This is a genomic window from Streptococcus sp. ELY_90, from assembly GCF_058314475.1.
This window is the reverse complement of sequence record NZ_JBZFUJ010000012.1, coordinates 43,775-62,251: the sequence shown is the minus strand read 5'-3', so window position 1 is coordinate 62,251 and position 18,477 is coordinate 43,775. Positions and strand designations below refer to the sequence as shown.

The following is an 18,477-nucleotide window of genomic DNA, read 5'->3' as shown; positions in this document are numbered from 1 at the left end:
CTCCTTTTTCTTATAAATCTTTTATCATCCAAACATCCATGGCCACATGCGAAGCGCCAAAAGACAAGGGAGCTTCTAAATTGACAAAACCGAAATGCTCATAAACTTTAAGAGCCTGCTTGAGTACCTGCGAACTTTCAAGGTAGATTTTAGTGAAGCCTGCTTTTTTAGCTTCCTGAAAAATACGCCTCATTAGAAGTCCGGCGATGCCCTTGCCTCGGCAAGACTCATCGACATATAATTTTTGCAGCTCCGCCGTTTCCTCAAAAACCGGCGCAAAGCCGCCGACCCCCACGATATTATGATGGCTGTCCTCTGCAAGAAAATAAGCAGCTCTCGGGTGGCAGTTATAATAAGCGCTCAGCTGATCTAACTGAGGATCAAAATAGGCAGTGCCCTTAACAGCCAAACCTTCTTTTTCCAAAATTTTCCTAATCAGCTGAGCCACTGCCCGATCATCCCTTTGCTCAATAGGTCTTATTAACATCACTTCTCCAACTCACTCAGGTATTCGTAGCGTTCGTACTTTTCCAGCAGCTGCTCATTCAGCTCATCAAGCTCACTCTGCAAAGCCGCCAGCTGACCATAGTCACTGGCATTTTCCTGCATTTTGTTTTCAATGTCTTCGATTTGCTTTTCCAGCGCAGCTATGTCCTCTTCAATAGTATCCCACTCTTTTCTTTCAAAGTAAGACATGCGCTTCTTTTCTGTTTTCACTTTTTCAGCCTTAGGCTTTGCTGCTTTTTGCAGCATGGCAGAGCTGGATTTTTCAAACTCTTTTTCATCCAGATAGTCGGTGTAATTGCCAAAAAACGTACGGATACCGCCGCCTTCAAAAGCAAGAATTTTATTGGCCACCTTATCCAAAAAGTAACGGTCATGACTGACCGTAATGACAGGTCCACTAAAGTTTTGAAGAAAACTTTCAAGTACCGTCAAAGTAGCGATATCAAGGTCATTGGTCGGCTCATCCAAAAGTAAGACATTGGGCATTTCAATGAGGATTTTTAGAAGGTAAAGCCGCTTTTTTTCACCGCCCGACAGCTTGGAAATAAGTGTCCCGTGACTTGATCTGGGAAAGAGAAATTGCTCCAGCAGATCTGTGACGCTGCTGCTTCCAACAACTGTTTTAACTTCGTCTGCAGCTTCCTGCAAATAATTAATAAGCCGCTTGCTCTCATCCATTCCCTTAATCTGCTGCGAAAAATAACCAATACGGACCGTCTCTCCGGTAATGAGCTGCCCGGAATCTGGCTGTAAATCACCGTTAATCAGATTCAGCAGGGTTGATTTACCCACGCCGTTGTCACCGACAATGCCAATTCTATCTTTATTTTGGATCAGCAGATCGAAATGCGACAGGATGGGCTTATCCGGAAAAGCAAAACCAACATTTTCAAAAGAAATGACTTTCTTGCCGATACGGCTGGTTTCAAAATTGATTTCAAGTTCAGCCGAAGCCGTTGAACCTGACAGGTCAGACTTGAGATCATTAAATCGATTGATGCGAGCCTGCTGCTTGGTTGCTCTGGCCTGCGGCTGTCTGCGCATCCACGCAAGCTCCTGCTTATAAAGCTGCCGTTTTTTATGCCGGGAAGCTGCCTCACGTTCATCCTGCTCAGCGCGAAGACGGACATAATCCTGATAATTTCCCTGATATTCTGACAAATGCGCCCTGTCCAATTCAAAAATACGGGTAGCCACATTATCCAAAAAATACCGGTCATGGGTAATAAACAGCACTGTCCTGCGGCTGCTCTTCAGATAATTCGTCAGCCAGGCAATTGTATCAATATCCAAATGGTTGGTCGGTTCATCCAAAAGCAGCAAATCTGCCTCTGCCAAGAGGACCTGTGCCAGCTGAACCCGGCGGCGCATGCCGCCGGACAGCTGACTGATCAGCTGAGCGGTATCATGAATACCTAACTGAGACAGCACCGTCTTTACTTCGCTTTCAATGGTCCAGGCATCCAGGGAATCCATCTCTGCCATAATTTTTTCAAGACGCACCTGATTTTCTTCCTTGTAGTCAGCCATGAGGCTTTCATATTCCTTAATCAGCACCATCTCCCGCAAGTCAGAAGAAAGCACCGTATCCAAGACAGTCTTGCTGTCGTCAAAGTCCGGTTCCTGCATCAGATAAGCGATCTTGTAGTCATTTTTCTTAAAAAAAGGTGATTTATCCCCATCAAAACCCAGCCTGCCTGAAAGAACATCTAAAAGCGTAGTCTTTCCGGTCCCATTGACCCCAATAATACCAATGCGGTCCAGATCATGGATAATAAAGGAAATATCCCGAAAAACCGTTTTATCACCGACAGTCTTGCTCAATCCGTCAACTAAAAAATCACTCACGCTCCAGTTCCTTTCTGACAAAATCCAAAGCAGCTTCTCGCTTGTTTTCCAAATCACCCGCTACAATGAGCATCTCAATTTGATTCAAGAGTTTGCCGAGTTTTGGCCCCGGCTTAAGTGCGAATTCTGCTATCAAATCGCCGCCTTTGACCACAATGTCATGCTTATCATGGATAGCGAGATCAGCATTGAGGCTTCTGATACGCTCCATATCAACAGCAAGACCCTGTGCCTGACGAAGCTCTTCTGCAAGCAGCATCAGTTCCTTACCGTAACGATAAACATCGGCCTTATCCGGCTGTCTGTTTTGGCGCAAGTCATAGATAGCCAGAATTTTCTCTACCGTCTTTTGAAATTGATTAGCCGTTTTCCATTGCTTTAAAAAAGACTTGGGGTTTTTAATTTCCAGATACAAAAGTACCGCTGCCCAGGCCTGCTCAGATGTCAAAAACCTAAAATTTTCCGGCAGATCGCTTAACAGCCGCTGCCAGTTCTCAGCAGAATCTGCAAGCAAAGGCAGGTGATTATAAGCCTGACTGGCAAGCAGATAAGCAATCCCCTTGCGCCAAAAAGGAGCCTGCAAAAGCTTGTCAAACTCAATGAAAGAGCGCTCTACAGAAATTTTTTCCAATAAGGGCGCATGCTCTTTCATGGCAGCAAAGGTCTCTTCTTCAATGTCAAAATCAAGAGTTGCAGCAAAGCGCAGGCCTCTCATAATTCGCAGAGCATCTTCATTAAAACGCTCGGCAGCATGGCCGACCGCCCGCAGGCGTTTTTGTTTTAAATCTTCTAAGCCATTGAACTTATCAATAACATTGGACTGTTCATCGAGAGCAAAGGCATTGATGGTAAAATCCCGGCGTTTTAAATCCTCTTCCAAAGAGCGCACAAAAGATACCTGACTGGGTCTGCGGTAATCCACATAGACATCCTCAGTCCGAAAAGTCGTGATTTCATACTCATGGCCGTTCTCTAAAACCAATATCGTCCCGTGCTCAATACCGATATCGACCGTCCGCGGGAAAATCTTCTTAGTTTCTGCAGGATAGGAGCTGCTGGCGATATCGACATCATGAATGGGATGTCCCAGCAAAGCATCGCGCACGCTTCCGCCTACAAAATAGGCTTCAAAACCAGCTGCTTTAATTTTCTCCAATACTGGCAAAGCCTCCTGAAATTCAGAAGGCAGATGTTTTAATTTCATAGTAAATGTTCCAAACCGTAAACGAGCTGCTCTCGTTTCACTACTTCTTTAATCCCTAAGTTAACACCGCTCATAAAAGAAATACGATCATAAGAATCATGACGAAGGGTCAGCCCTTCACCCTGTGCCCCAAAGATAACTTCTTGGTGGGCAACCAGTCCCGGCAGGCGCACACTGTGAATCCTAAAACCATCAAATTCAGCACCGCGCGCACCAGGCAATGTTTCTTCTTCATCTTCAGCTCCCTGTTTTTTATAGGTACGAGCCTCGCGGATGAGTTCAGCTGTTTTGACAGCCGTTCCGCTTGGTGCATCTTTTTTCTTATCGTGGTGCAGCTCAATAATTTCCACATCAGGGAAATACTTGGAGGCTTTGGCTGCAAATTCCATCAGTAAAATAGCCCCAATGGCAAAATTAGGCGCAATCAGGCCGCCCAATTTTTTATCAGCAGACAGCGCTGTCAGTTCGGCAATCTGTTCTTCGGTAAAACCAGTTGTGCCAACGACCGGGCAAAAACCATTTTCTAAAGCAAAGCGGGTGTTCTCATAAGCGACTTTAGGCATGGTGAAATCTACCCAGACATCGGCATCAAAACCAACCAGATCTGCTTTATCCGTGAAGACAGGAACCCCGTCAAGATCTTTTTCGCCGGCAAAAGGATCGAGCAGAGCTGCCAACTGGAGCTCACTGTCGCCTTTAACCATATCTACGGCTGTTGAACCCATTCTTCCCTTAAAACCTGCTACAATAACTTTTATACTCATTTTTTTCTCCTTAAACGATCGGTACAGCCCCAAGTGCGATTGCTCCTTCTCCCAGATGGGTCGCAATGACACCGTTGAAAGGAACAATAGCTAAATTGTCTGTATAACCATGCGCTCTTAAACGCTCCTGTAAATCTACAGCCTTGTCCATGGCATTTGCATGAATAATATATGTCATATAATCACCGTCTGCCGTTACATCAGCTAAGATTTCAATGAGACGCTTAAGCGCTTTTTTCTCGGTTCTGACCTTCTCAAAAACTTCAATCCTGCCATCAGTAAAATACAAAATAGGCTTGATGCTCAGCAGATTGCCCAAAAGAGCCGAACCGTTTGACAGGCGGCCGCCTTTAACCAGATGATTGAGGTCATCCACCATAATAAAAGCACTGGTCTTTTCGATCATAACCTTCAGATTGGCTAAAATCTGCTCAAAAGCAAGACCCTCTTCACCCCACCTCAGGGTTTCCATGACCATCCATCCCATCGGGCTGGAGGTGATTTTGGTATCAGGAAAAGCAATCTTTAAACCGGCATGCTCTTCAGCCAGATACTGGATATTCTGATGGAAGCCGGAGATACCGCCCGATAAGAAAAGGCCGATCACATGCGTATAGCCGTCTTTTTCCAGCTTTGTCAGCAAAGCATCCAGATCCGCTAAACTGGGCTGACTGGTCTTGGGCAGTTCTTCAGAAGCTGCCATTTTGGCATAAAACTCATCTAAAGTCAGATTCTTACCTTCAATGTAGGTTTTTCCCTCAATGGTAATCTCAATATCAAGAACAAACAAATCCTTATTTCCCGTAAAATCTTCCGGAAGATAGACAGATGAGTCTGTAATTACAGCTAGTTTCATCTCTTTAGAACTCCAGTGTAACGCCTTCTCGATCCAGCGCAATTTCAGTTACCTCATAGGTCATGCGTTTTAAAATATCTAAAAGAGGTGCTGCTAAGGTTGCCACTTCTTCCTGTGAAAATTCACTGGGCTGATTGACGATACGGTCTTTAATCTTAACCATTTGTGATAAGACGCCGCTGAGCACAAACTCATCGCGCACAATCATGAACTGCAAGACAGCTATAACTGTCGTTTCATTCAGCTCTTCGTTTTTTTCAACTAACTGGAAGGTCACTTCCACATCTGTCTCCGGCGTTCCGTTTTTTTTCTCCCATTCTAAATTTCTGGCATCGTAATGATATTGGTTGACAAACTCTTTTTGACGTACAATTTCCATTGTTTTCTCCTTGTTTCACATTACTTTTCATTATAGCACACTTAAAAACAAAATTAAAGAAATCCCGAATCAGAATTTCTTTTGCGCATGCTTAAAAACGATGTCCGAATATCGCTCTAAACCAGATTTTCTCTTATCTCTCACTTGACAGCGTCTGGCATCAATCAGCTCTTCATCAGACGAAACTTCTGCTAAGGTTTTTCTGCATTATGGCGCTGTATGAATTGAAAATTTCTCTTTTTGAGTTCACTTCTCACTATGGACTTAAACACAAAGCAAGCGATTTTATTTCGTTTGGCTGCAGCTCACCAGAATCGAACAGAGGTCAGAACCAAAAAAGCAAGCTGCCTGCAGCAAGACCGATTAAATAGCCGGCAATAACATCTTTAGGGTAGTGAACCCCGCCTAAAACACGGCACAGAGCCAGAAAAAGAGACAGCAGCAGCAAAAGCAGACCTAAGAAAATATTTTCGTGCAGGATGCAGACACTGATAACCGCTGCTGAAAAAACATGGCGGCTGGGCATGGACTGTCCTTTCGTCTTCTTTGTGATCAGCGGCTGAATCTCCCAGACTTCATAAGGTCTGGGGCTGTTTAAAATCCGTCTCACAAGCGACAGCAAGATAAAAGCCAAAGCCGGAATAATAATATAAGGCCCTAAAGTCCAGATTTTTTTGTGAGAGCAAAAAAGATAGGCCAGCAAAGCCAGATAAAAAATCGGCATCAGTCTGGTAATCAGAGTATTTGTCCATTTGATAAGCTTTATAAGCTTAGGCCTTGCTCTGACCGGCTGCGTCAGGTGCTCATAAAAGGCTGCGTAATTTTTCATCTTCATCTACTTTTCTAAGGAATAGCAGCATTAAGCTGTTTGACTTGCTCCGTTCAAAGCCATTTCAGCATTTCTGAACCAATATATCAGCAGACAGCTCAACTGGTTTTCCTGTTTATTTTTTTTTAAAATCTCTGGAAATTGCCATAATAAATGTACTCTTTTTCAGCCTGCAGAATCGGTAAGCTGTCAATAGCCTTGATAATCTCTTTCGTTGCTCCGGCAGGGGCTATGCCAAGAGGCGCATCTGTTCCAAAAAAGACATGATCGTTGCCAAAATAGTCAACACACAGTTCCAAAGCCTTGCTGTTGCCCAGAAGGGCAGTATCAACATAAAACTTCTTAAAGTCCTCGGCCAGATGTTCAGGCAAAATGTGTTCAATTCTTCCTGCAAAATAAGGAATCATGGCTCCCGCGTGATGGACAATGATTTTTAAATCAGGAAACTCCTGATAATACCCTGCCTTAACTAATTCCAGCATGGTCTGTGACAGTTCGTACTCCCAGCTGAAAACAATATTATTGTCCGGTTTTCGCCCGTCAAAAACAGGGTGCAGCCAGACAGGAATACCAAATTCAGCTATGGCTGCAAAAAGAGGCTTAAATTCCGGATCAGCCAGCGACTTTCCCAAGTGCCGAGTAAAAAGCTGCACGCCCAGCAGATGAGGATTGGGTAAAATATCCTCTTGCAAAATCTCTATGGCTTGCGAAATGTTATTCATCGGCAGCATACCTACACCGCCGGCAAAGAGCTCAGGATACTGCTTAATTGTTTCAAGCAGCTCTTCATTGGCCTTGCGGCAAAGCCGAGCAGCAGGCTCGCCGGACACATAGTCCTCAGGATTCAGATTAACATAAGAAATAATTTGTTTTACACCTTTGACAGCATGCTTGCGGCGCAGCTCCATATCTGATAAAACAGGATTTTGCATAAAAGGGTATTTCTGCAGGATTTTGTCATCCAGCTGAGCTATTTTTTCATAAAAATCGGGCAGTAAAACATGGGCAAAAACATCTATTTTCTCGGACATCGCGGTCTTCCTCTCTTAACAGGCTCTCTTTACTGTTGTGCCTTTTATTATATCATTTTTAAGCAGCTCAAGGAATACAGCTCTTAGGATTTCTCTATTTTAGTTTTAATGACAAAAAAGCCGGAGCAAAGTCCGGCTTACTGCTTATCTATTTCTGCAGAGCAGCTGAAACTGTCCTGCTTTTATTTGGCCTTGCGCAGCATTCCAAAGAGAATACCTGAAACCACAGCTCCAATAAGGATATAGAGCAGGTAGAGCAAAGCATTGCTGGTCAAAGCAATAACAAAGATACCGCCGTGAGGAGCCATCAATTTGATGCCTGACAAACCAACCAAGGCACCTGTAAGAGCTGAACCAACGATGAAACTTGGAATGGCACGTGCCGGGTCAGCCGCACCGAATGGAATGGCACCTTCAGTGATGAAAGACAGCCCCATAACAATGTTAGTCAGACCGGAATCACGTTCTTCCTTGGTGAATTTATTTTTGAAAAGCAAAGTAGCCACAAAAACTGCAAGCGGCGGTACCATACCTCCGGCCATGACAGATGCCATAACCACAGAGCCACCTGAAGAAACAGTTGCAGCCAGTGTACCTGTACCGAAAACATAAGCTGCTTTATTAACAGGTCCGCCCATGTCAACAGCCATCATGCCGCCGACCAAGAGTCCCATCAAGACAGCTGAACTGCCTGAAAGATTTTGAAGGAAGGTATTCAAAGCTGTATTGATGCTGGCCATCGGAATATTGACAAAGAGCATCAGGAAGCCTGTTACCAAAACACCAAGCAAAGGATAAAGAAGAATTGATTTAACCCCTTCAAGTGAACGTGGAAGTCCGGTCAAGAGTTTCTTAAGAAGCAGGATCACACCGCCGGCAAGAAAACCGCCGACAAGAGCACCTAAGAAACCAGAAGGAATACCTTCCAAGGCCATGCTTGCTTTACCGCCGCTGGCAAATGGCACTTTACCGAAAGCCAGACCGGATTTAGCAATAAATCCTGCAACAAAACCGGCAACCAGTCCAGGTTTTTCTGCGATAGAGTAGGCAATATAACCAGCTAATACCGGAAGCATAAATTCGAAAGCTGCATTACCGACATTCTTGAAAAGTGCTGCGACTTCGTGGTAAGAACCCAGATTGGATAATTGATCTTTCGGAACTCCCATCAAATTATCAATCAGGAAGGCAAGAGCAATGGCGATACCGCCGCCGATAACAAATGGCAGCATCTGTGAAACACCGCTCATCAAGTGTTTGTAGAAGGCACCGCCTAAACCTGATTTTTCAGCAGAACTTTCACCGGCATCAGTATGGTTGGCTGCGGCCGCATACTTTTCAGCCTTGTCATCAAGAATAATATTAATCAGCTCTTCTGGTTTTTTAATTCCTTCTGCAACCGGCCGAGAAATTAAAGGTTTACCGTCAAAGCGATCCATTTCAACAGCCTTGTCCGCCGCGATGATAACACCTTTAGCACGCTTAATGTCATCAGCAGTCAGTTTATTGCCGATACCTGAAGCACCGTTTGTTTCAACTTTAATCCCAACGCCCATTTCAGCAGCCTGTTTTTTAAGGGCTTCTTCAGCCATATAAGTATGGGCAATACCTGTTGTACAAGCCGTTACGGCAACAACAAACTCTTGATTGTCAGCTGCCGGTGCTGCCGGTACTTCTTCTTTCTTTTCTTCCTCTGTTTGGTTAAAGAGAGCAATAACATCATCAGGAGTGCTTACTTGGCGAAGTTTATCAGCAAATCCATCTTTTAAAAGGTATTGCGACAGTTCAGCCAAGGCTGCTAAGTGTGTGTCATTGGCACCATCCGGTGCAGCAATCATGAAGAAAAGATCAACCGGTGCGCCGTCAAGAGCCTCATAATCAACGCCCTTATTTGATTTGGCAAAGAGGACAGTCGCTTCTTTAACAGCTGCATTCTTGCTGTGAGGCATGGCAATACCATCACCAAGGCCTGTGGAAGTCTGTGCTTCACGGTTCATGATACCGGCTTTAAAAGCATCAAAATCGGTAACGATTCCTTTTTCAGCCAGCTTTGAAACCATCTCATCAATAACGACTTCCTTTGTGGTCGCCTGCAGGTCAAGCAACATCACATCTTTGTTCAGTAAGTCCTGAATTTTCATCTTTTTTCTACCTCTACTTTTTTGTAAGTTTCCTTTATAAAGTCAATACTGGCTAAATCATCTGAAAAAGCCGTTGCTGTACCGCAGGCGACACCCCATTTGAGAGCCTCTACAGGATCTGCCGTCTTAACAAATTCTCCCGTAAAACCAGCAACCATGGAATCACCGGCGCCGACAGAATTCTTTACCTGTCCCTTAATCGGCTTAGCAAAATAAGCTGCATCCGGCGTTACCAATAAAGCGCCGTCTCCTGCCATTGAAATGATGACATTTTGAGCCCCTTTGGCCAAAATCTCACGTGCATATTTTTCAACATCGTCCAATCCTTTCAGACGGACATTAAAAATTTCTTCCAGCTCATGGTTGTTGGGTTTCACCAAGAGAGGCTGATAAGCAAGCGCATCAAGCAAAGTCTGCCCTTCAAAATCACAGACGATTTGGGCACCTGTCTGTCTGACGAGCGGAATCAAGCGTTTATAGATTTGATTGCCCAGATTAGTCGGAGCGCTGCCTGCAAACACAGCGGTATCTTCTGAAGAAAGCCGGCTTAAAACAGCTTCTAAAGCTTCTACCTGTTCATCGCTTATAACAGGACCAGTCCCATTAATCTCGGTCTCTTCATCAGCCTTGATTTTAACATTAATCCGCGTATCCTGATCAACGTGAACAAAATCCGTTTTAATGCCCTCAGCAATCAAGCCTTCTTCAACAAATCTGCCGGTAAAACCGCCAATAAACCCTGTTGCAGTGTTATCCTGTCCTAAGCGCTGCAGGATACGGCTGACATTAATCCCTTTTCCTCCGACAAATTTATCGTCACTGTCCATACGATTGACACTGCCAATTTCCACAGTATCAATGCGGACGATAAAGTCAATCGAAGGATTGAGGGTTACAGTATAAATCATACTTCAATCACCTTCGTTTTTTTCTTCGTTTCTTTTAACATACGGCTGTCCGATTTATTAGTGATAATCGTCACTGCTTCCAGCCGATCCACTTTAACAAATGAGGTCTGTCCCATTTTTGAGGCATCCACTAAAGCATAGGTTGTCTGAGCATTGTCAATAACCGTCTTTTTAATAGCTGCTTCTTCTGTATCAGGCGTTGTCAAGAAATGCAGGTCAACACCATTCATGCCGATAAAAGCTTTGTCAAAATTCAGCTGGCTGAGCTGGTTGATAGCAAACTGACCGATACTGGCATCTGTTGAATTTTTGACATAGCCGCCGATAACCAGAGTATTGATGTTTTTTTCCACCAATTTTGCTGCGTGGTGAATAGAATTTGTCACCACAGTCAGCCCCTCCTGCTGCAGCATGTCTAAGAGCAGTTCAGTTGTGGTTCCGGCATCAATAAAGATGACATCACCGTCAGAAATCATTTCAGCTGCTTTTTGAACAATCGCCTGCTTAGCTTGAACGTTTTTGATAGATTTTTGCAGAATCGTTTCTTCCTCTTGTAAGGGATGATTTTTTTCAGCTCCGCCGTGAACACGGTGAAGCTTTTTCTCACTCGCCAACTCGTCTAAATCTCTGCGAACGGTTGATTCAGAAGTATCAAGAATACTGACCAGAAATTCCAAAGTCACAAAATTTTCCTGCGAAAGCTTTTCCATGATAATCTGCTTACGTTCAGATTTTAAAATATGACCTCACCTCCCGCTGAAATCGTTTACACCTGTTATTATATACTCCCATAGGATAACTGTCAAGCAATTTCTCTCAAATTCTTTCAAAAAGTAACAAAAAGTCATAAAAGTAAGCAAATACAGGAAAAAGCGTACAAAACGGCTGTTAAATCCTGCACGAGCTGCAAAGCTGTTTTCATTGCCAACTCTATCTTAAAATGTTTAAATCAGAAAAAATCGCATCAAGCTGCCTTGATTTAGCCAAACACAAAAAACCTGACCTTTTGTACCATACAAAAGATCAGGTTTGATAATAAAATGGTTTTGCCAGCTTTTAAAGCTTCCCTGTTATATGGTGGGAAAGCTCACAGCCGCTCTTACTTAATCAACGACGTTGAGTGAACCACACGGTTATCGCGTTCCGGATAGATATAATGGATTGCCTGGCTAACTGCTGTTGGAGCTTCACCAAAGCCCGTCGCAATCAAATCCACCTTGCCATCGTACTGGGCGGCATCGCCGATAGCATAAACACCTTCCTGACTGGTCTGAAAGACCGGCGACACATTGATACTTGAGCGCTTATGGTCAAGATTCCAGTTTTTTAGGTTTTTATTGGACGTTGAAAAACCGAAGCTGACGATAAGATCGTCAAGGAAAAGTTCCTCGGTCTCATCGGATTTTACTTTTTGAATAAGAAGGCTTTGAACTCTTTCGCCATCTCCTCTAAGCTCCAAAGGAACATAAGGTGTCATAATATTGACATTGGAAGACTTTAAAACTTCGACACTGTGTTCATGCGCCCGAAAAGCATCACGGCGGTGTACCAGAGTAACACTCTCAGCAATTTTATCCAAGGCATTGGCCCAATCAACAGCTGAATCACCGCCGCCGCAAATGACAACCTTTTTACCGGCAAATTGATCCAGCTTATGAACATTGTAAAAGATATTATGGTCCGCATAGCGGTCTTCGTTTTCCAGACCCAGCTGCCGCGGCGCAAAAGCACCGTTTCCGCAGGCGATGATAACAGCTTTTGAAAAATGCTGCCCTTTAGTAGTCTCAATGGTAAAGACATCGCCTTCTTTTTCAAATGTCTTAACTTCTTCTTTCAGACAAATGCTGGTTTTATCCTTAAAACGCTCTGTCTGTTCAATGAGGCTGTCCACCAGATCAGCCCCTGTAACCGCTGGAAAACCGGGAACGTCATAAATCATTTTTTCCGGATACAAAACAGCAGGCTGGCCGCCCAGTTCAGGCAAACTTTCAATAATCTTGACCCGCACACCGCGCAAGCCGGCATAAAAGGCCGCAAAAAGACCGACAGGCCCGCCGCCGATAACCGTTATATCATAAATATCTTTTTCAGATGTCATTTTTTCCTCCTGCAAAATTAGTTCCATTATAGCACAATTGCACCTGCTTCAAAAAAAGAAAGCACTTTTAGCTGCTCATTTCCAGTTTCCTGCAGTTTTTGCATTATCAAGTACAATAATGAAGAGGCTAAGACTCAAATCCTGCCCCTTTTATCTCTTCTAAAATCTGCTTTTCTTCATCAGTCAATTCATATTTTGCCAGCAAATCAGGCCGTCTTTCGTATGTTTTTTTCAGGCTCTGCTTCAAACGCCAGCGGCGAATATTTTCATGATGGCCGCTCATCAAGACATCAGGCACTTTCATCCCGCGGTAGTCATAGGGACGAGTATATTGCGGATATTCCAACAGTCCTGATGAAAAGCTGTCATCCTGATGGCTGGCTTCCTTACCAATGACCTCAGGAATCAGGCGAACCGTCGCATCGATGATCGTCATAGCAGCCAGCTCACCGCCTGTCAGGACAAAATCCCCCAGAGATACTTCATCAGTCACCAGGCTTTTGATGCGTTCGTCATAGCCTTCATAATGGCCGCAGATGAAAAGCAGCTCTTCTTCTTGTGATAATTCTTCAGCATAGGCTTGATCAAAACGGCGGCCTGCCGGATCCAAAAGAAGAACTCGGGGCTTATTCAGCGTAAGTGCATCCATGGCATCGAAAACAGGCTGCGCCCGCAAAAGCATTCCCTGACCGCCCCCGTAGGGTTCATCGTCCACATGACGGGCTTTCTCAGCATACTGACGAAAATTATGGCAGCTGATATCAATAATGCCCTTCTCACGCGCCTTACCTACAATCGAGTACTCAAGCGGCGCAAACATTTCCGGAAAAAGAGTCAAAATATCAATTTTCATCGTCCAGACCTTCTAACACATGCACATCAACGCGTTTATCCGCAGGATCCACCTTGAGAACAACTGACGGAATGTAAGGCAGCAGCAAATCGCGCTTGCCTTGTCGCTTAATAACCCAGACATCATTGGCCCCGGGCTGCAGAATTTCTTTAACCTGACCGATTAAGACGCCGTCTTCAAAGACATCAAGACCAATGATTTCGTGATAGTAAAATTCACCTTCGTCAAGCTCTGTCAGATTTTCCTCAGCTACTTTGAGCGTATAATCGCGGTATTTTTCAACATCGTTGATATGATAGAGCCCCTTGAATTTCAAAATATCAAAATTCTTGTGCTGACGATGGCCGGCTACTTCCAGATCTTTGACAAAATTCCCTTCTTTATCAAATAAGGCCAGACGAGAACCCTTTTTAAAGCGTTCTTCGGTAAAATCAGTCACCGATAAGACACGGACTTCGCCCTGAAGTCCTTGCGTATTGACAATTTTTCCGACATTAAAATAATCCATAACCATCCTTTGAATGTTTTTTAATTACTTATCTCTTTCTGCCTGTAAAAACTCACAGAAAACGGCAGACTCATCAAACACAGTTTAAGAAAAAGGCTTTTTCAATACGTCCTGATCGTATCAGAAATAAAATAAGAAAAGTGGCCTGAGCCACTACTTTTCATCAATAATAAGACGAACTTTTTTACCTTGAGTCGGAACCGAATAGACAATCGATCTTATCGCTGTAATAGTGCGACCTTTTTTACCGATAATTCGGCCAATATCACTGGAATCTAAATCAAGATGATACTCTAAAAACTCAGGTGTATCTTCAATTTTTATTGTAAAATTATCTGGCTGCGAAATCAGCGGTTTCACAATAGCGATAATCAGATTTTCAATCGTGTCCATAGGCAATTACTTTATTTCTTTGAATATTTAGCTTCGTGGAATTTTTTCATAATTCCTGCTTTTGAAAGGATGTTGCGAACAGTATCTGATGGCTGTGCACCATTGCCTAACCATTCAAGAATACGGTCTTCTTTAAGGGTCACTTGATTTTCATCTACAAGCGGGTTGTAAGTTCCGACAGTTTCAATGAAACGGCCGTCGCGCGGTGCACGTGAATCTGCAACATTAATACGGTAGAAAGGTTTCTTCTTAGAACCCATACGAGTTAAACGAATTTTTACTGCCATTTTTGACTAGTCTCTTTTCTTTTTTTATTTTTTGAACATAGCTCAGCTATGAACTATATTAGTTATTATAACAGAAAAAAAATCTGTGTCAAGTTTTTTTCTTGACACATATAAATATTTTTACAAAATCAGGTCTGCTAAAAACTGCAAGCCGGCTGCTATGATACATCTCAAACAATAAAGAATTTAAGAGTGCTGTACCAAGTCTCTGTAATATTATTCATATCTCAGAGCTTCAATCGGATCCAACTTACTTGCCTTATTGGCCGGTAAAATACCAAAGACGGCGCCGATAAAGACTGAAAAAGCAATACTGACTAAAACAGTATTCAGTGCAATAACAGGCTTACCGATAGCATTAACTATCCCTTCTGAATTTCCCAGAACGTTGGTCAAACCATAAGCACAAAGCAAACCTATAAAACCTCCGATTAAGGTCAGAACGATAGACTCAATCAAAAACTGTGTCAAGATATTGCGGCGGGTAGCTCCTAAGGCTTTACGCAGTCCGATTTCTCTGGTACGCTCTGTTACCGACACCAGCATGATATTCATAACACCGATCCCCCCAACCAAAAGCGAAGTTCCGCCGATAATACCTATGAAGGTTGTAATGGCAGTAATTTGCGACTGAGCGCTTTCCAACTCTTTACTGATATCAAACATCGTATAGTGGCCGTCAGAAGCATTGGAAAGCTTAGTCAAACGTTTCGCTGCTTCTTTTCCGACTTTTGAAGAAACACTGGCATCAGGAACATGAACATAGATGTTGCTGATGTCATCGACACCGAATTCAGAAGCCAGCTGACTGTTTGTCAAAATCGCATTGCCGTCTGAATTCATGCCATACATGGATGATCCCGCATCCGGATCCTTGTAAACTCCGACAACACGGTATTTTTTATCTCCGACTTCAATAATCCTATTTAGAGCATCATCAGGACTGGAAAACAGCTTAGCTGCCAGCATTTCATCAATCATGATAAAACGCGAAAAGTTGGTGTAGTCACTGGTATTGAGCTGACGGCCGGCTACGACTTTATAGCCCTTGACATCAAAATAGTTTTGACTGACGCCTGTAAGAGTAACCTGTTTTCCTTTTTTATTTTGATAGAGAACATCGCTTGAAGTTGTATTGGTCACATAATAATTACTAATACCATCTACTTCTTTTACGATCGTTTGCAGCCACTCGTCCTTAATTTTAGGTGCATCTTTTTGCGATTGGTCTGAGCTGTAATACTGCTCCACCGCATCCTCATCATTTGACGCATAGTAAATTTCGACATCGTGCTGGTATTTAGTTGCTTGATCTGTAATATAGTGGCGCATTCCTGTTCCCATGGCCATAATAACAGAGACAGCTGTCACTCCGATGATTACACCCAGCATCGTCAGAAAAGATCGCATCTTGTGCCCCATAATTGAACTAAGGGCAAATTTCCAATTTTGCATAAATTTCCTCCCTTAATCAATACGGACACTTTCAGTCGTATCTAATGTAATTTCTCCGTCACGGATAACAATCTTGCGAGTCGCATAATCGGCAATCTCAGGCTCATGGGTTACCATGATAATGGTTTTTCCTTCGCGATTGAGCTGGGTCAGCAAGTCCAAAATTTGGTTGCTGGTCTTGGTATCCAAAGCACCTGTGGGCTCATCAGCCAAAATGATCGAAGGGTCATTGACCAAGGCTCGTGCAATAGCAACACGCTGCTTTTGTCCGCCGGAAAGCTCCGATGGCAGATGCTTGCGCCTGTCAGCCAATTCGACTTTCTCTAAAAATTGCTGCGCCAGCTGATGACGCTTAGATGCTGATACGCCAGCGTAAATAAGCGGCAGCTCAACATTATCCTGCGCATTGAGTTTGGACAGCAGAAAGAATTGCTGAAAAACAAAGCCAATTTCTTCGTTGCGAAGACGTGCCAGCTCATTTTGATTCAGTTTTTCAATAGACTCATCAGCCAAAGAATACGAACCGTCCGTTGCCTTATCTAAAAGCCCGATGATATTCATCAGCGTTGATTTACCGGAACCGGACGGTCCCATAATGGCCAGAAAGTCTCCTTCGTTAACAGTCAGGTTTATACCTTTCAAAACTTGTAACTCCTGACTGCCGTTATGGTAACTTTTCGTAATGCCCTCAAGGTGGATGAGTTCTTTCTTATCACTCATGCTGCTCACCTCTTCTCGCCGGCCTTATCGTTTGTAGCAGAAGGTTTATCAATCTTCTTGCCTTCTTTTAAGCTCTTGTCCGGATTGGCAATAACCACTTGGCCCTTCTTAAGACCGGAAGAAATTTCCTGTGACTTGGCATCGGCATTACCTGCAGCGACATCTTTTCTCAAAACCCGGGAGTTTGAGTTGTCATAAACCCAAACATAGTTTTTCCCATTTTTGCTCACCAATGCTGATGTCGGAATAATGAGGCTCTTATTTTCATTGACAACTTCTACAGATACGGTGAAGCCCTGTTTTAAATCACCTAAATCACTGGTAATATCTGCTTTGTAGTCGTAGGCAGCCGCACCTGAAGATGAACCGCTGCCGGATGAGCCGGCTCCTTGGGACTGCTCTTGGTCTGACTGACTTGGATAATTTGAAATGTAAGAAATTTTTCCGTCCCATTCCTTATTATCATAGACTTTGGATTTAATTTTAATGGCTTGTCCAACTTTGATATTTGCTAAATCATACTCTGTCAGAGTGCCTTGAACCTGCAATTTGCCTTCACTGGTCACATGAACTAAGGCTTTGCTGGTTTTTCCGGAAGGATCAATATCGTTGTTAACTTCTGCCACTGTTCCGGTTACTTCACTGTTTACAGATGTGTTGTTCAGAGCTGTCTGAGCCTTATTAACCTCATCTTGGGCACCGGCCTGAGCATCGTATAAATCCTGCAGCTGCTGATCATAATTTGTAGAATTTGTCGGTGTCAGAGCAGCTGCAGAACTGTCAGTCATACCGCCTGCTGAATCGCTGCCTTGAGCTCCAGCAGTACTGCCCTCTCCTGTTGCCGAATCAGCAGCAGAGCTGCTTTCTGCAGAATTGTCTGCTGACGGTACAGTCCCGTAGGTTTGATAATTTGTAATCTGACGGTTGACCTTATTAAGGTTTCTGACTGCCTGATCATAAGCAGCCTGAGCCTCACCTGTATCATACTGCACTAACTGCTGTCCCGCAGTTACCTGATCTCCGGCAGCAACCACTACTTTGGGATTGCTGCCCTTGTTGCTGTCATAGTAAACATATTGTTCTGATTCGGGCTTAATCCTTCCTGAAAGCAAGGTTGATGAGGCAATAGAGCCTTCTTTTACCTTAACCGTCTGATAACCGACATTCTGCGAGTCTATTTGACTGGTCTCCTGCAGCTTTATCCAAATTAAGCCCAGCACAACAACAGCCGCTGCAAAACTGCCCACGATAATCCATCCTTTTTTCTTTTTGGTCATTTTACCTTTTCTTTTTGGCATAACCTTCCCCTCCTGCTTTTTTCCTTTTCATCATATCCTAAAGCGAACGTAAAAGCCTTACACTTTTATCAGAAAATCTTACAAAAATGTAAGACTGCTGCTCACAGATAAACAGCTAGCTTATTGTTCTAACTTTATAATACAAATATACAACCTTTGCTTTCTGATGTCAAGGCTTTTCTGACCATAAAATAAAAAAGAAAGTGAGCCAATCAATATAGGATGGTTGACTTCACTTTCTCACTTAAAAACCTGGATAATAATCTCTTTGTTTGCCGGCTTTTATAAAGCTGCTAAAGCACTTTGGCTCTTTTTTACGAAAGCTGACCGGCTAAATGCTGAGAAAATAGGGATTGCTGATTTGAAATAGCACCAGGGGGATAAATTCGCACAGTATC

The 18,477-nt window shown here is 43.5% G+C and carries 19 protein-coding genes; all 19 read right to left on the bottom strand.

The genetic code is table 11. From position 1 onward, the window contains the following. Window positions 1-10: 10 nt before the first annotated feature. Window positions 11-487 carry a GNAT family N-acetyltransferase gene (locus AC4HAF_RS08160; RefSeq protein ID WP_491097356.1) on the bottom strand — a complete coding sequence of 159 codons (477 nt, stop codon included), beginning with the start codon at window positions 485-487 and terminating at the stop codon, window positions 11-13. After that, window positions 487-2,355 carry an ABC-F family ATP-binding cassette domain-containing protein gene (locus AC4HAF_RS08155; RefSeq protein WP_491097355.1) on the bottom strand — a complete coding sequence of 623 codons (1,869 nt, stop codon included), beginning with the start codon at window positions 2,353-2,355 and terminating at the stop codon, window positions 487-489. The genes AC4HAF_RS08160 and AC4HAF_RS08155 overlap by 1 nt, the downstream gene beginning before the upstream one ends. After that, complete coding sequence (locus AC4HAF_RS08150) at window positions 2,348-3,559, bottom strand: CCA tRNA nucleotidyltransferase (protein ID WP_491097354.1); 1,212 nt, start codon at window positions 3,557-3,559, stop codon at window positions 2,348-2,350. Before AC4HAF_RS08150 ends, AC4HAF_RS08155 begins: the two co-directional genes overlap by 8 nt. After that, the gene (gene dapB / locus AC4HAF_RS08145; RefSeq protein WP_491097353.1) at window positions 3,556-4,323 is read right to left on the bottom strand and encodes a 4-hydroxy-tetrahydrodipicolinate reductase; all 768 of its coding nucleotides are present in this window, start codon (window positions 4,321-4,323) and stop codon (window positions 3,556-3,558) included. The genes AC4HAF_RS08150 and dapB overlap by 4 nt, the downstream gene beginning before the upstream one ends. A 10-nt stretch (window positions 4,324-4,333) precedes the next feature. After that, window positions 4,334-5,179 carry a DegV family protein gene (locus AC4HAF_RS08140; RefSeq protein WP_491097352.1) on the bottom strand — a complete coding sequence of 282 codons (846 nt, stop codon included), beginning with the start codon at window positions 5,177-5,179 and terminating at the stop codon, window positions 4,334-4,336. A 4-nt stretch (window positions 5,180-5,183) separates the two neighbouring features. Then, window positions 5,184-5,558, bottom strand: a complete 375-nt coding sequence (locus AC4HAF_RS08135; protein ID WP_491097351.1) for a DUF1149 family protein — start codon at window positions 5,556-5,558, stop codon at window positions 5,184-5,186. A 325-nt stretch (window positions 5,559-5,883) separates the two neighbouring features. After that, window positions 5,884-6,387 (bottom strand): phosphatase PAP2 family protein, encoded by a 504-nt coding sequence (locus AC4HAF_RS08130; RefSeq protein ID WP_491097350.1) that lies wholly within the window; start codon window positions 6,385-6,387, stop codon window positions 5,884-5,886. A 125-nt stretch (window positions 6,388-6,512) separates the two neighbouring features. Continuing rightward, entirely contained in the window at window positions 6,513-7,418 is a 906-nt protein-coding gene (locus tag AC4HAF_RS08125) for an amidohydrolase family protein (protein ID WP_491097349.1), read from the bottom strand. Window positions 7,419-7,600: 182 nt separating this feature from the next. Continuing rightward, window positions 7,601-9,559, bottom strand: a complete 1,959-nt coding sequence (locus AC4HAF_RS08120) for a PTS fructose transporter subunit IIABC (RefSeq protein ID WP_491097348.1) — start codon at window positions 9,557-9,559, stop codon at window positions 7,601-7,603. After that, window positions 9,556-10,467 (bottom strand): 1-phosphofructokinase, encoded by a 912-nt coding sequence (gene pfkB / locus AC4HAF_RS08115; RefSeq protein ID WP_491097347.1) that lies wholly within the window; start codon window positions 10,465-10,467, stop codon window positions 9,556-9,558. Before pfkB ends, AC4HAF_RS08120 begins: the two co-directional genes overlap by 4 nt. Next, window positions 10,464-11,207, bottom strand: a complete 744-nt coding sequence (locus AC4HAF_RS08110; RefSeq protein WP_491091107.1) for a DeoR/GlpR family DNA-binding transcription regulator — start codon at window positions 11,205-11,207, stop codon at window positions 10,464-10,466. The genes pfkB and AC4HAF_RS08110 overlap by 4 nt, the downstream gene beginning before the upstream one ends. A gap of 359 nt (window positions 11,208-11,566) precedes the next feature. After that, the gene (locus AC4HAF_RS08105) at window positions 11,567-12,580 is read right to left on the bottom strand and encodes an NAD(P)/FAD-dependent oxidoreductase (RefSeq protein ID WP_491091108.1); all 1,014 of its coding nucleotides are present in this window, start codon (window positions 12,578-12,580) and stop codon (window positions 11,567-11,569) included. A 112-nt stretch (window positions 12,581-12,692) separates the two neighbouring features. Then, on the bottom strand, window positions 12,693-13,418 hold the full coding sequence (gene trmD, locus AC4HAF_RS08100; RefSeq protein ID WP_491097346.1) for a tRNA (guanosine(37)-N1)-methyltransferase TrmD: 726 nt from the start codon (window positions 13,416-13,418) through the stop codon (window positions 12,693-12,695). Further along, complete coding sequence (gene rimM / locus AC4HAF_RS08095; RefSeq protein ID WP_491097345.1) at window positions 13,408-13,926, bottom strand: ribosome maturation factor RimM; 519 nt, start codon at window positions 13,924-13,926, stop codon at window positions 13,408-13,410. Before rimM ends, trmD begins: the two co-directional genes overlap by 11 nt. A gap of 153 nt (window positions 13,927-14,079) precedes the next feature. Beyond that, window positions 14,080-14,319: a KH domain-containing protein gene (locus AC4HAF_RS08090; protein WP_027976222.1), complete on the bottom strand. Its 240-nt coding sequence runs from the start codon at window positions 14,317-14,319 to the stop codon at window positions 14,080-14,082. Between the two features lie 11 nt (window positions 14,320-14,330). After that, on the bottom strand, window positions 14,331-14,606 hold the full coding sequence (gene rpsP, locus AC4HAF_RS08085) for a 30S ribosomal protein S16 (protein WP_027976223.1): 276 nt from the start codon (window positions 14,604-14,606) through the stop codon (window positions 14,331-14,333). Between the two features lie 216 nt (window positions 14,607-14,822). After that, window positions 14,823-16,061, bottom strand: a complete 1,239-nt coding sequence (locus tag AC4HAF_RS08080) for an ABC transporter permease (RefSeq protein ID WP_491090630.1) — start codon at window positions 16,059-16,061, stop codon at window positions 14,823-14,825. 12 nt (window positions 16,062-16,073) lie between these two features. Further along, entirely contained in the window at window positions 16,074-16,781 is a 708-nt protein-coding gene (locus AC4HAF_RS08075) for an ABC transporter ATP-binding protein (RefSeq protein WP_491097344.1), read from the bottom strand. 5 nt (window positions 16,782-16,786) lie between these two features. Continuing rightward, window positions 16,787-18,079, bottom strand: coding sequence for an efflux RND transporter periplasmic adaptor subunit (locus tag AC4HAF_RS08070; RefSeq protein ID WP_491097343.1), 1,293 nt, complete (start codon window positions 18,077-18,079; stop codon window positions 16,787-16,789). Window positions 18,080-18,477 lie beyond the last annotated feature (398 nt).

Excerpts from the sequence above, each read along its gene's own strand:
- dapB (WP_491097353.1), bottom strand. The coding sequence starts at position 4,323 with ATGAGTATAAAAGTTATTGTAGCAGGTTTTAAGGGAAGAATGGGTTCA.
- AC4HAF_RS08135 (WP_491097351.1), bottom strand. The coding sequence starts at position 5,558 with ATGGAAATTGTACGTCAAAAAGAGTTTGTCAACCAATATCATTACGAT.
- AC4HAF_RS08160 (WP_491097356.1), bottom strand. The coding sequence starts at position 487 with ATGTTAATAAGACCTATTGAGCAAAGGGATGATCGGGCAGTGGCTCAG.
- AC4HAF_RS08150 (WP_491097354.1), bottom strand. The coding sequence starts at position 3,559 with ATGAAATTAAAACATCTGCCTTCTGAATTTCAGGAGGCTTTGCCAGTA.
- AC4HAF_RS08075 (WP_491097344.1), bottom strand. The coding sequence starts at position 16,781 with ATGAGTGATAAGAAAGAACTCATCCACCTTGAGGGCATTACGAAAAGT.
- trmD (WP_491097346.1), bottom strand. The coding sequence starts at position 13,418 with ATGAAAATTGATATTTTGACTCTTTTTCCGGAAATGTTTGCGCCGCTT.
- rimM (WP_491097345.1), bottom strand. The coding sequence starts at position 13,926 with ATGGATTATTTTAATGTCGGAAAAATTGTCAATACGCAAGGACTTCAG.
- AC4HAF_RS08080 (WP_491090630.1), bottom strand. The coding sequence starts at position 16,061 with ATGCAAAATTGGAAATTTGCCCTTAGTTCAATTATGGGGCACAAGATG.
- AC4HAF_RS08090 (WP_027976222.1), bottom strand. The coding sequence starts at position 14,319 with ATGGACACGATTGAAAATCTGATTATCGCTATTGTGAAACCGCTGATT.
- AC4HAF_RS08130 (WP_491097350.1), bottom strand. The coding sequence starts at position 6,387 with ATGAAAAATTACGCAGCCTTTTATGAGCACCTGACGCAGCCGGTCAGA.
- AC4HAF_RS08125 (WP_491097349.1), bottom strand. The coding sequence starts at position 7,418 with ATGTCCGAGAAAATAGATGTTTTTGCCCATGTTTTACTGCCCGATTTT.
- pfkB (WP_491097347.1), bottom strand. The coding sequence starts at position 10,467 with ATGATTTATACTGTAACCCTCAATCCTTCGATTGACTTTATCGTCCGC.
- AC4HAF_RS08120 (WP_491097348.1), bottom strand. The coding sequence starts at position 9,559 with ATGAAAATTCAGGACTTACTGAACAAAGATGTGATGTTGCTTGACCTG.
- AC4HAF_RS08070 (WP_491097343.1), bottom strand. The coding sequence starts at position 18,079 with ATGCCAAAAAGAAAAGGTAAAATGACCAAAAAGAAAAAAGGATGGATT.
- rpsP (WP_027976223.1), bottom strand. The coding sequence starts at position 14,606 with ATGGCAGTAAAAATTCGTTTAACTCGTATGGGTTCTAAGAAGAAACCT.
- AC4HAF_RS08140 (WP_491097352.1), bottom strand. The coding sequence starts at position 5,179 with ATGAAACTAGCTGTAATTACAGACTCATCTGTCTATCTTCCGGAAGAT.